The sequence below is a fragment of the Nonomuraea roseola genome (assembly GCF_039535395.1).
GTDB classification, from domain to species: domain Bacteria; phylum Actinomycetota; class Actinomycetes; order Streptosporangiales; family Streptosporangiaceae; genus Nonomuraea; species Nonomuraea roseola.
The window spans coordinates 637,817-650,274 of the sequence record NZ_BAAAXC010000014.1; the positions used below are offsets into that span (position 1 = coordinate 637,817).

The following is a 12,458-nucleotide window of genomic DNA, read 5'->3' on the forward strand; positions in this document are numbered from 1 at the left end:
CAGTGCTGCTTTTCGACCGCCGCGTGGGCCCCGACCTGGGCGCCGACTACCCGGCGAGGGACGTGCCCGACTGGTACAGGGACGCCAAGTTCGGCGTCTTCGTGCACTGGGGGCTGTACTCGGTGTCCGCGTGGGCGACCCCGCGGCTGCCCGGCGAGCACGTGCCGGTGGAGCTGGAGTTCAGCCACCACCAGTACGCCGAATGGCACGCCAACACCGTCCGCATCCCCGGCTCGCCCGCGCGGGCCTTCCACGAGCGGGAGTACGGCGTCGGCACCTCCTACGAGGACCTGGCCGACTCGTGGACGGCGGAGGCGTTCGACCCGCAGGGCTGGATGCGGCTGATCGCCGGCTGCGGCGCGCGCTACGTCGTGCCCACGGCCAAGCACCACGACGGATTCTGCCTGTGGGACACCGCCACCACCGCCTTCAGCAGCGTGCACAGGGGGCCGCGCCGCGACCTGATCGCCGAGATGGCGAGCGCGGCGCGCGAGGAGGGGCTGCGGTTCGGGCTCTACTACTCGGGCGCGCTCGACTGGCACGTCTCCGACTTCCCGCCCATCCAGTCGATGACGGACCTGTTCACGCTGCGCCGTAACGACGAGGCGTTCGCGAGGTACTGCTTCGACCAGGCCATGGAGCTGATCGACGGGCACGCCCCCGACGTGCTCTGGAACGACATCGACTGGCCGGACTCGGCCAAGGCTGCGGGGCCCTACAGCCTGCAGACCCTCTTCGAGCGCTACTACGAGCGCGTCCCCGACGGCATCGTGAACGACCGGTGGGGCGTCCCGCACCTGGGGTCGCGCACCCGTGAGTACGTCTCGGAGGAGCAGACCTCGCCGTGGGTGTGGGAGGCGACGCGCGGGCTCGGCCGCTCGTTCGGCTACAACAGGGCCGAGGACGACAGGCACCTCATGGAGCCGGCCGAGCTGGTCCGCCTGCTGGTCGACACCGTCGCCAAGAACGGCAACCTGCTGCTCAACATCGGCCCTCGCGCCGACGGCTCGCTGCCGGAGTCGCAGGTGGAACGGCTGCGCCACCTGGGCGCCTGGCTCGACGCCCACGGCGGCGCGATCTACGGCACCAGACCGTGGGTACGGCACGCCGAGCCCGCGGGCGACCCCGTCCGCTACACGCTCGCGCAGGACGGCACGCTCCACGTGATCGCCCTCGACCCCGCGGCCGGACGGCTGCGGCTGGCCGAGGACCTGGTGGAGCCGGCGCGCGCCACCGCCTCGTGGGGCGAGGGCCCCGCCGACATCGACGGCTCAGGACAGGTCGTCGTCCCCGAAGGGCTGCGGGGGCTGCCTGCCGCCGTCCTGCGGCTGGAGCCCCGCTCCTGACCCTGCGCGCGGCGAGGCGCGGCATACCGGATCGAGCACGTGCGCGCGTCAGCGGACCGGCGTGCGGGAGGCCACGGTGCCTCCCGCTGGCGTCTGCCATCCCGCCACGACCGTCGGGTGGCCGTCCACGGCGCGGGTCAGGGGCACGCGCACGGTCGAGGTGCCGCGGCTCGCGACGGTGACGACGCGACTGCCCGCCGTTCCCCGCTCATCGCGGACGAACAGGTGCGCCCTGCCCGCCGCGTTGGCGCGCAGCGTCACCTCCACCGCGTTCCTCGTGCTCCTGGCGGAGGTGACCCAGCCGCTCTCGGACCGCTCGGCCGCGGGACCGCCCGCGAGCGGCAGGCCGGTGCGGACCGCCTGCTCCAGCGACTGCGGGGAGTCCAGGCTGGACAGCCCTGTGTCGGGGATCACCGGGTCGGGCGGGGTGGTCGGCCGTCCGGGCGGCGGCTGGTATCCGGGCAGCGTCGCGATGCCCCACCGGTACGGGTCGCCCTGCACGCCGCCCCACGTCGACCAGCCGATCCGGGTCTGGCCGGTCTTGTCCTGGGTGTCGGAGTCGTACACGAGGACGTTCAGCCCGAGGCGTGAGGGGTCGACGGCGCCGGGGAGCGCCTCCATCGGGATGGCCATCTCCACGGTGTACGCCCCCGAGGACAGCGCCGAGGCCACGCGCGTGCCGGGGGCGCCGGGTCCCTGACGGTTGTCGGCGTCGCGCAGGACGCACGGCGGCCCCTCGGCCGTCACGGGCAGCACGGCGGTCTTGAACGTCGTGGAGGTGTTCTCCGACCTCCCTCGCGGGTCGAGCGTCACCTCGACGGAGTCGGTGCGCCAGTGCCGCTTGCAGTCCGACGCCGGCAGGCGGGCGCCGATCACGTCGTCCTTCACCTGGACCAGGACGTACAGCGTGTCGTCACGCCAGGCGAGCTTGGCCGTTCCCGAGCAGTCGGCCGCCGACGAGCAGGCGCCGCCCTCCCACAACCGTGAGATGTCCAGGGAGGGTCCCGGGTACTCGCCCTGGCCCTCGGCGCCGTCGATCGACGGCGCCGAGGCCGCCCGCGCGATGGAGGCGGCGGGGACCAGTTCGAGCGCGGGCCTGCTCACGCTGGAGCCGTCCGCGCTGGTGGTCGTGATGGTGTAGGCGTAGTCGCCGCCCTCGTTCGAGGTCTTCAGCGAGATGTCGGTGTTGGTGACGGTGAACGGCACCGTCGTCGACGCCCCGGCCGCCAGGCCGCTGTAGCCCGCCTCCGCGCGGTCGGCGGTGAAGCCGGCCGGCAGCGCCAGCCCCACGGTCCCCGACTGGGTGGTGTCGCTCACGTTGGTGACCACGACCCCCACCTCGCGCGAACCGCCTGACGGGAGGGTCAGCACGGGCGTGACCAGGCCGCGCAGCTGCGGCACGTCGAGCGCGCCCACCCACATCTCGTACTGCTCGACCTGGGGGAGCGACTGCTGTCCCCCTCGTACGGCGGGGCTGACCTCGACCTGGCGGTCGGTGTAGCCGCCTCCCCTCTCCGTGGTCAGCGTCGCGGCGACGCGCGCCCGATCGCCCGGAGCCCCCGCGGGCGTCACGGTGAAGGTCGCCGAGCCGGTACGGCCCTGCGCCAGCCTGCCGAGGTCGCCTGAGCCGCTGACCTTCCAGCCGTCGGGAACGCGCAGCGCCACGGCCGACCGGCCCAGCGGCTCGCGGGACGGCGCCGTCGCGCTGACCTTGACGGTGAACGCCTTGCCTGGGCGGACGTCGAACGTGCTGGGACGCAGGTCCAGCAGGGTGCCGAGCGGAACGCCGCCGGAGGGTCGCACCAGCGCGCCGTCGAGGATCGCCGTCGGCGCCGCGGCCGCCTCGGTGCCAGGAGCGGGGAACGGCACGCGCGCGTCCACCTGGGTGAAGAAGTCGCAGCCGAGCTGGGCGGGGTCCGTCGGCAGGTCGGGGAAGCCGGCCCAGCCCTGTGAGGCGTACACGCGCTGGGCGTCGCGTTCGATGGCCGCCCAGGTCCTGCCCTGGTTCTCGGAGGCGCGCCCGCTCCACACGCCGTACACGTTCTGTGCGGGGTTGGCGGGGCGGAAGGTCGAGGCGCAGTCGGGGCCGTTCTTGGACGTGCCGCGCGCCCTGCCGAGGAGCACGCGAGCCGGCGCGAAGGGGCGCAGCCCCTCACGGGCGATCTGCTCGGGGAAGGCCTCGGGGTCGGCCGCCGCGTGGAAGGCCTCGACGGCCAGCCGCGCCGCCTGCTGGTGGTTGCCGTGATTGCCAGGAGAGGGCGCGGGGTCCATGGTGAGCAGGATCTCCGGCCTGGTCTGCCGGACGATCCTGACGACCTTCTCCAGCGTGTCGCCGCCCCAGACCGTGTCGGTCAGCGGGGCGCTCACCGTGTAGTAGAAGTCGACGTCGTCGAGGTTGAACACCTCCCGCACGCCCGCCTTGGCGACCGCCGTACGCTCCTCGGCCTCCCTGAGCAGGCCGAGAGCCGGGCCCTCCTCAGGCCCGACCGCGTTCCCCCCGCCCTCGCCCCTGGTGACGGTGACGACGCCGGTGCGGATGTCGTGATCCTCCTTCCACTGCCCCAGCGTCGACAGGGTGAAGGCCTCGTCGTCGGGATGGGCGCCGACGAACAGCGCGTCGAGGTCGGCGGAGGAGCGGTCCGAGGTGGCGGGGGGCGCGGCGGCCGAAGCTGCCTGCGTGGGAGGTACGGCGGCCTTCCCGGCCGGCGCGGGAGGGGCAGCGGCCTTCCCCGCCAGCGCGGGTGCGGAGGGGACGAGGCCGAGGACGACCGCGGCGGCGAGCACCGCCAGGCGTCCGGGCGTACGCGGCACGAGCATGGAACCTCCGGGAGTTACTCGCGAACCGCCCCCTGGAGCAGTCCGCGGATGAAGTGACGCTGGAGGAACAGATAGAAGATCACAACCGGGGTCGCCACGATGACCGACCCCGCCGCGAGGAGGGTGAAGCCCGCGGTGTACTGCCCCTGGAAGAAGGCCAGCCCCAGCGGCGCGGTCCGCAGCGACTCGCTCGTCACCATGATCAGCGGAATGAGGAACTCGTTCCACGTCCACATGAAGACCAGGACGGTCAGGGTGACGATGGCCGGCCTGGCCGGAGGCACCAGCACCTGCCACAGGATGCGCCACGTCGAGGCGCCGTCGATGCGGGCGGCCTCGACGATCGCGCGGCTGCTGGTGCGGAAGTAGGCCCGCATCCAGAAGGTGCCGAAAGCCACCGACATCGCGACCTGCGGCAGCGCGATCGACCAGAACGTGTCCGTCAGGCCGAGACTGCGCAGGTCGAAGTAGAGCGGGACCGCGATGGCCTCGCTGGGCATCATGATCCCGAGCAGGAACAGGTAGAACAGCACCGCCTGTCCGGGGAAGCGCATGGTGCCGAACGCGTAGCCGCTCATGATCGACAAAACGACGCTGACGACCACGACGAACGACGACACCGCCAGGCTGGTCCGCAGGTAGGAGCCGAAGCGCCCGATCTCCCACGCCGCGGCGAAGTTGTCGAGAGGGCCGGATCCGGCGAAGTCGGGACTGTCGTTGGGGCCGAGCGCGGCCGACAGGATCGTCACGATCGGGAACAGCGCGAACGCGGCGAACGCGGTCAGGATGAGGTAGTTGGCCAGGCGCTCGCCTCGAGAGATCACGAGACCTCCCTGTCGGCCACGCGGTTGATCACGAACGAGATCGCGAAGATGACGACGGTGAGGGTGACGCCGACGGCCGCCGCCGAGCCGACCTGGCCGAGCCCGAAGGCGCGGTGGTAGACCTCGTACGACGGCACGGACGTGGAGTTGCCCGGACCGCCCCGCGTGGTGACGTACACCAGGTCGAACGTCCGCAGCGCGGCGATCACGGTCAGCGTCAGCGCGACCGCGATCTCCCCTCGGACGGAGGGCAGCGTGACGGCGAAGAACTCCCTCAGCGCGCCGGCCCCGTCGAGCCGCGCGGCCTCGTACAGCTCCGGCGGGATGCGGCTCATCCCCGCCAGGAGCAGCACGGTCACCAGGCCGGTCTCGAACCAGGTGCCGACCACGCCGACCGCCGGCAGCGCGAAGGTGTGGTCGCCCAGCCAGCCCCTCGTGAGCGAGTCGAGCCCGAGCACGCCGAGCAGGCTGTTCAGCGTGCCGTCGGGGGCGTACACGCGCCGCCAGGCGACGGCCACCACGACCATGGCCACCACCTGCGGCAGGAACACCACCGTCCGGAAGAAGCCGAGCCCGCGCACCTTGGCGTGGTTGAGTATCGCCGCCAGGGTCAGCCCGATGACGAGCGGCCCCACGGCGTAGAACAGGACGAGGACCAGGGCGTGGCCGAAGGCGGCCCGCAGCCCCTCGTCCTCGACGATCGCGAGGTAGTTGTCCAGCCCCGCCCAGGTGCCGAGGCTCAGCCCGTCCCAGTCGAACAGCGACAGGTGCACCGCGCGGCCGATCGGATACAGCAGGAACACCGCGTAGACGGCGAAGGCGGGTAGCAGGTAGAGGAAGGCGACCCGGCGGGGCTCGCCGGGAGGATGGCCTGCCCGCGCCCTCACCGAGGACGAACGGGACCGGATCACCTCGCTCCCCTCATCAGTTGCCCTCGACGAAGGTCTTGTAGTCCTTCTCCAGGGTGGCGAGGAAGTCCTGCGGGGCCGACTTCTTGGCCAGCAGGTCCTGTAGCGCCGCGCCCAGCGTGTCGGCGAAGGTCGGGGTGGCGTAGTCGAGGTAGGGCACCAGGCCGTTCTCCTTGGCCGCTGTGCCGAACGCGGTGAACATGTCCTGCTGAGGGCCCTGCTTCACGTTCTGCTGCTCGGTGTCGGCGATCGGCAGGAGGCCGTTGGCCGTGAGCACCTTCATGGCGTCGGCGTTGGTGATGAAGTCGATGTAGGCCGCCGCCGCGTCGGGGTTGGGGCTCTTGGCCGTGATGGCGAACGGCAGGCCCGTGCCGCCTGTCGCGACGGGCCCAGGGGCCGACCCCGTGCCGGGAGGCAGGACGAAGCCCAGGTCCTTGCCCATGACCTTCTCCAGGTCGGCGATCAGCCAGCTGCCCCCGATCAGGAAGACGCCCTCGCCCTTGCCGAACGCCTGCCAGGAGGCGTCGTAGCCCTGGCCGTTGAAGCCCTTGTTGAAGTAACCCTTGTCGACCCAGCCGACGATCTGCTCGGCGGTCCTGGTGTTCTCCGGCGTGGTCCACGAGGCGCCCTTGCGGCCGAAGCCCAGCGTGGTGATCTGGTCGGCGGGGACGTGCCGTCCCTGCACGGTGCCGAAGACATGGACGGCGGGCCACTTGTCGAGGTTGCCCAGCTGCAGCGGCACCTCGCCCGCGGCCTTGGCCTTGGCGAGCGCGGCCTCGAACTCCTCCCAGGTCTTCGGCGGCCGCAGACCCAGCTCGGTCAGCTTGGCGGCGTTGTACAGGATGCCGACGACCTCGCCGACCTGCGGCAGGCCGTAGACGTTGCCCTGTCCGAAGATTTTGCCGTCCGCGCTGTAGCTGACGTACTGCAGGACCGACTGCGAGTAGCGCTTCTTCCACCCGTAGGCCTCGGCGTAGGCGTCCAGCGGGCGCAGGTGGCCCGCCTTCACGAACGCGCCCATCTGCGGCCTGCCGTTGTTGGCCTGCACCACGTCGGGCGGCTCGTTCCCGCTCAGCGCGAGGCGCAGGGTGGTGTTGAGGTCGTCGAAGGAGCGGGAGACCCGCTTGATCGTGATGTTGGGGTACTTCGCCTCGAAGGCGGCGTTGAGCTGCTTCATCTGGGCGGCCTGCCCGCCGCGTACCTCCTGGTCCCAGATCGTGAGCGTCACGTCGCCGAGGGCCGCGGCGTCGGTGCGCACCGCCGAGGCGCTCGGCTGCGCCGAGGAGGCCACGGGCGGGGCCGAGGAGCCGGGCGCGCACGCGGCCGCGGCGAGTGCCACGACACCGGCTGCGAGTACGGCGCGCGTCCCTGCGCCGCGCGTGTTCCCTGTCCGGACCTCTCGCGTCGAGGCGATCATGGTGTCACTCCTTCTGGGCGGGCACGCGAGGCGACTCGGGGCCTTCGGGCTCGTCGGGACCGGCGTGCGCTCCCTCGGAGGCGGCCTCGGAGCCGGCGCGTGGTTCGTGCGTGGTGGTGTCCCCTGATGCCTCCCCTGTCACCAGGGGCGCCATCTCCAGGTCGGCATGCCTGGCGATGGTGGCGGCGGCCCTGCGCACCGCGCCCACGGGAACGGTGGGCACCAGCCTGTCGAGGAAGGCGTACCTGCGGGCCACCGAGTCGGCGTACGCGCCGCCGTGGCCGGCCTCCGCCCGCACCTCGTGCCACCAGTCGGCGATGTCCCCCCATCCCGGCGCGGCCAGCGATCCGCCGAACTGCTGGACGGCCAGCGCAGCGCAGAGCCCGGCGAAGGCCAGCCGGTCGGCCAGCGGCCAGCGGCACAGGGTGCCGAGCACGAAGCCCGCGCCGAAGACGTCCCCCGCGCCGGTCGGATCGAGCGCCGTGACGCGTGGAGCGGGGACGTACGCCTCCTCGCCGGTGATGGAGTCGATGGCCATGGCGCCGTTGGCGCCGTCGGTGACCACGGCGAGGGGCACCCGGTCGGCGATGGCGTACAGCGCGTCGCGAGGGTTGTCGGTGCCGGTGTAGGCCGTGGCCTCGACCGCGTTGGGCATGAACGCGTGACAGGCCGAGAGCTGTTCGAGGAGCGCGGGCGACCAGGCGCCCGACGGGTCCCAGCCCACGTCGGCGAAGATCAGCGCGCCGTCGCGGTGCGCCAGCTCGGCCCAGGAGCTCGCGCCAGGGACGCCGAGCGGCTCCTCGGCGGAGAGCGCCACGATCACCGCCCTGGAGCGCGGCGGCGATCCGATCATCTCCGACGCCGACATGGGGGCGGCGTGACCGTGGGTGACCATGCTGCGGTCGCGGTCGACGGCCATGGAGACCGTCACAGGCGAGTGCCACTGCTCGAAGCGCCGCGATCTCGACAGGTCGACCGCTTCCTGCTCGGCCAGCGTGCGCCAGCAGAAGTCGCCGTAGTCGTCGTCGCCGAACGCGGCGGCCAGCGAGGTGCGCAGGCCGAGCCTGCTGGTGGCGATGGCGAGGTTGGCGATGCCGCCGGGGCACGAGCCCATGCCCTCGGCCCAGATCTCGGTTCCCGCGGCGGGCATGGCGGGCAGTCCTGTGAAGACGATGTCCAGGAAGACGGTGCCCGCCAAGAAGACGTCGAACTGCGGCGCCTCGGGGGTGCGCTGGTCGGCCAGAGGGTCGTACGCCTGGACAGACACGGGAAGACTCCTCCTCGACAGATCGAGTTGTGCGCAATCTTGCACGATTCGCCGCGCATATCAAGTACTCTGTGCGGGCATTTGCTGAATGATGCTCACTGATGCACGCAAATGACTGATAGGATCCGACCGTGCTTCAGCACCTCAGGCATGCGGAGATCATGCGGCGGGTCCGCCTCTCGGGGGCCACCAGCGTGCGCGACCTCGCCAGGCAGCTCGGTGTGAGCCCGTCGACCATTCGCAGAGACCTCGAGGTGCTCGACCGAGACGGCACGCTGAGGCGCGTGCGCGGTGGCGCGCTCGCCGAGGTCGACGCCGACGACTCCATGCCCTTCGCCGAGGTGGCGGCGCTCGACGAGCGGGACAAGGAGGCGGTGGCCGACCGTGCCGCGCAGGTCGTGCGCGACGGCGACGTGGTCCTGCTCGACATCGGCACGACGACGATGCGCCTGGCCCGCAGGCTCCGCGGCCGCCGCGTCACCGTGGTCACCTCCAGCCTCGCCGTCCTCGACGTGCTGCGCGCCGACCCCGTGGTCGAGCTGCTACTGCTCGGCGGCATGCTGCGCCGGCCGTACCACTCGCTGGTGGGGGTGCTGACCGAGGAGGCGCTGGGCCAGGTCTGCGCCGACAGGGTCTTCCTGGGCGCGAGCGGCGTGCGGCCCGACGGCCAGCTCGTCGACACCACCCTGGCCGAGGTCCCGCTGAAGCGCGCCATGATCGCGGCGGCCGGGCAGGTGGTGCTCCTGGTCGACCGGCAGAAGTTCCCCGGCACCGGCGCCCTGCGGGTGTGCGGCCCCGAGGACATCGACATGATCGTCACCAACGAGGGCGCCGACGAGACGACGCTGCGCAACTGCGCGGCGGCGGGCGCGGAGGTGCTGCTCGCGTGACGGACGCCCGGCGGGCCTGAACGGACGTGGTGCAGGTGAGGGAGGCGCGATGAAACTGGCCGTGGTCGGAGGCGGAGGGTTCAGGGTCCCGCTCGTGTACGGCGCGCTGCTGCGCGACACCGCCAAGCCGCGCGTGGAGGAGGTGGTGCTGCACGACGTGTCAGCCGAGCGGCTGGCGGCCATCGGGAACGTGCTGGACCAGCTCGCCGAGGGGCACGACAGGGCGCCGGAGGTGCGGACCACCACCGACCTCGACGTCGCGCTGCGCGACGCCGACTTCGTCTTCTCCGCGGTCCGCGTCGGGGGCCTGGCAGGCCGCACCGCCGACGAGCGGGTCGCGCTGGAGCTCGGCCTGCTCGGCCAGGAGACCACCGGGCCCGGCGGCATCGCCTTCGGCCTGCGCACCATCCCCGTGGCCGTGCGCCTGGCCGAGAGGGTGGCCGCCGTCGCGCCGAGGGCCTGGGTCATCAACTTCACCAACCCGGCCGGCATGATCACCGAGGCGATGCGGAGCGTGCTCGGCGACCGCGTGGTCGGCATCTGCGATTCGCCGATCGGGCTGATCAGGCGGGCCGCCGCCGCTCTCGGGCTCGACCCCGCGCTCGTCTCGCCCGACTACGTGGGGCTCAACCACCTCGGATGGCTGCGGGGGCTCACCTACCAGGGCCGCGACGTGCTGCCTGGGCTGCTCGCCGACGACGCGGCGTTGCGGCAGGTCGAGGAGGCCCGGATCTTCGGCGACGACTGGGTGCGCACCCTGGGGGCGCTGCCCAACGAGTACCTCTACTACTACTACTTCACCCGCGAGTCCGTCGCCGCGATCGACGGCGCGGGGCGTACCAGGGGCGAGTCCCTTCTCGAGCAGCAGAGCCGCTTCTACGCCGCCGTGCGGGAGCGTCCCCTGCAGGCCCTCGCCGAGTGGGGCAGGGCGCGCAGGGAGCGCGACGCGACGTACATGGCCGAGACCCGCGAGAGCACCGACGCCGGCGAGCGCGAGGCCGCCGACCTGGAGGCGGGCGGGTACGAGGGCATTGCGCTCGCCCTCATGGCCGCCATCGCCAGGGGCGAGCCCTCCACGATGATCCTCAACGTCCGCAACGGCAGCGCGGTGCCCGGCCTGCCCTCGGAGGCGGTGGTCGAGATCCCCTGCGCGGTGAACGGCTCGGGCGTCAGGCCGCTGGCCACCCGCCCGCTCCCCGGCCGTCTGCTGGGGCTCGTGCAGCAGGTCAAGGCCGTCGAGCAGACGACCATCGAGGCCGCGCTGACCGGCTCGGCCCGCCTGGCCGTCGAGGCGTTCGCCCTGCACCCGCTGGTCGACTCGGTCGGCACAGCGCGCAGGCTGCTCGACGGCTACCGCGCCCGCATCCCCGAACTGGCCGCCGTCATCCCGGGCGCCTCGTAGCGCCCGGCTTCGAGGAGCACGGCGGGAGGGCGGGTCGCCGCCCGTCCCGCCGTCCGCGTCAGCTGGTGGCGATGACGCCGGGGAAGCCGTAGTAGGCCTCGTAGACGTCGGTGAAGTACTCACGGCAGGGGTCGAGCGCGCCGCCCCAGCCGTCGGAGCCGCCACCGCCGCCGCCGCTGTGGACGCCCTTGGCCACGACCTTGCCCGCCGAGTTGACGGTGTAGACGGGACCACCGGAGTCGCCGCCCCTGGTGCACTGACCCTGCTTGTAGCCCCTGGTCATGTTCCTGGCGTACTGGCCGCCGCTGTAGCGCACGTTGATCTTCAGGGCGTTGACCTTCCAGCCGCACAGCTCGCCCGCCGTGCTGCCGCCCGTGCAGTACTGGTCGCCGTAGCCGGGACGGCGCGACCACATGCCCGCCACCGCCCTGCTGCTGCCCGAGGTGCTGTTGCCGACGTAGATGCGGGCGGCGCTCTTCTTGCTGCCGCTCAGCCTGATCAGCGACAGGTCGCCGCGGTAGGTGGACTGGCCGTCGATGTAGACGGTGCCCGTGCTGTTGTTCCAGGTGTCCTTGACCACGCTGCCCTGGTACTCGGAGAGCGTGGAGACCGAGCCGTTCAGCGACGTGCAGTGGCCCGCGGTGATCATGGCCTGGTAGCCGCTGTAGCGCCAGGAGAAGGCGTTGGTGCAGGAGCCCACGCTGGTGCTGATGCGGGCGCCGCCGTAGAAGCCGCCGACGCTTGTGTCGTTCCACCTGGCCTGCGCGCCGTCGAACCCTTCGTCGGGCACCTGCCTCACCACAACGGCGTCCGCGCCGTAACGCGTGGCCAGCGCGACGCGGAAGGCCTCCGAGGCGTCGGAGGACTCCACGATGACCCGGTTCTGCTCGGCCTGGATCAGGGCCGCGCTCACCTTCTCCACGCCGGGAAGCACGCCGGGAGAGATCGCGACGATCTCGTCCTTGATGGCGTTCAGCCGGTTCACGCTGTACCTGACCAGCTTCACCTTGGGCTGGACCGTCCAGGTGTCACCCGCGTCCGCGGTGGGCGCGAGGCTCTGCTGGGCGCTCTTGTCGGCGGCCGACAGCTGCTCCTCGGGGGCCGGCGCCTGGGCGGCGATGCCTGCCTCCGGCGGCACCGACTCCTTCTCCTCGGGCGGAGGGACGTTCGAGGGGTCGCCCGTGCCGTCCTCGGGGGGAGTCATCTGGGGCGGTAGCGCGATGAGCGCGCCCGCCTCCGCCTGGACCTCCGCCGCCGTCACCGGCGCGACGATCGTTCCGTAGCTGATGTACGGCGGGCCGTACACGTCGGGCTTCTCCGCGGCGCGCCGCTCGGCCTCCTTGAAGGCGTGGCTCAGCTTGTAGTCGGGGGGCGTCACCTGCGCGTAGGGGTCGTCGGTGATCACCGGAACCGGGGGCACGGGCTCGGCCTGAACCGCCGGCGACGGCACGGCGACGAGCGTCGCGGTGAGCAGGCAGCCCGCCAGTGCGGCGCGCCTGAATAACGTGGGGGGCAAGGCGTTCTCTTCTCGTGTGGGGGGTCATGATCAAGAACCCGCTCAGTGAACCACAGAAGATCACGACATTT

The 12,458-nt window shown here is 72.1% G+C and carries 9 protein-coding genes; 3 read left to right on the top strand and 6 right to left on the bottom strand.

Going from position 1 to position 12,458, the window contains the following annotated elements:
• Positions 1-2 precede the first annotated feature (2 nt).
• Entirely contained in the window at positions 3-1,346 is a 1,344-nt protein-coding gene (locus tag ABFX55_RS21365) for an alpha-L-fucosidase (protein ID WP_346123579.1), read from the top strand.
• 48 nt (positions 1,347-1,394) lie between these two features.
• Here ABFX55_RS21365 and ABFX55_RS21370 read toward each other — a convergent pair whose 3' ends face one another.
• The 5 genes from ABFX55_RS21370 to ABFX55_RS21390 are packed head-to-tail and all read right to left on the bottom strand — an operon-like array spanning position 1,395 to position 8,579.
• Complete coding sequence (locus tag ABFX55_RS21370) at positions 1,395-4,163, bottom strand: sugar-binding protein (RefSeq protein WP_346123581.1); 2,769 nt, start codon at positions 4,161-4,163, stop codon at positions 1,395-1,397.
• 14 nt (positions 4,164-4,177) lie between these two features.
• Positions 4,178-4,987 carry a carbohydrate ABC transporter permease gene (locus ABFX55_RS21375; RefSeq protein ID WP_346123583.1) on the bottom strand — a complete coding sequence of 270 codons (810 nt, stop codon included), beginning with the start codon at positions 4,985-4,987 and terminating at the stop codon, positions 4,178-4,180.
• Complete coding sequence (locus ABFX55_RS21380) at positions 4,984-5,898, bottom strand: carbohydrate ABC transporter permease (protein ID WP_346123585.1); 915 nt, start codon at positions 5,896-5,898, stop codon at positions 4,984-4,986. The genes ABFX55_RS21375 and ABFX55_RS21380 overlap by 4 nt, the downstream gene beginning before the upstream one ends.
• Before the next feature lie 13 nt (positions 5,899-5,911).
• Entirely contained in the window at positions 5,912-7,312 is a 1,401-nt protein-coding gene (locus ABFX55_RS21385; protein WP_346123587.1) for an extracellular solute-binding protein, read from the bottom strand.
• Between the two features lie 4 nt (positions 7,313-7,316).
• Complete coding sequence (locus ABFX55_RS21390) at positions 7,317-8,579, bottom strand: PfkB family carbohydrate kinase (RefSeq protein WP_346123589.1); 1,263 nt, start codon at positions 8,577-8,579, stop codon at positions 7,317-7,319.
• Positions 8,580-8,710: 131 nt separating this feature from the next.
• Here ABFX55_RS21390 and ABFX55_RS21395 point away from each other — a divergent pair, with 131 nt between their 5' ends.
• Together ABFX55_RS21395 and ABFX55_RS21400 are read left to right on the top strand one after the other, a co-directional pair.
• The gene (locus tag ABFX55_RS21395) at positions 8,711-9,469 is read left to right on the top strand and encodes a DeoR/GlpR family DNA-binding transcription regulator (RefSeq protein WP_346123591.1); all 759 of its coding nucleotides are present in this window, start codon (positions 8,711-8,713) and stop codon (positions 9,467-9,469) included.
• Positions 9,470-9,518: 49 nt separating this feature from the next.
• The gene (locus tag ABFX55_RS21400) at positions 9,519-10,871 is read left to right on the top strand and encodes a 6-phospho-beta-glucosidase (RefSeq protein ID WP_346123593.1); all 1,353 of its coding nucleotides are present in this window, start codon (positions 9,519-9,521) and stop codon (positions 10,869-10,871) included.
• A 58-nt stretch (positions 10,872-10,929) separates the two neighbouring features.
• Here ABFX55_RS21400 and ABFX55_RS21405 read toward each other — a convergent pair whose 3' ends face one another.
• Complete coding sequence (locus tag ABFX55_RS21405; RefSeq protein WP_346123595.1) at positions 10,930-12,387, bottom strand: chymotrypsin family serine protease; 1,458 nt, start codon at positions 12,385-12,387, stop codon at positions 10,930-10,932.
• Positions 12,388-12,458: the final 71 nt, after the last annotated feature.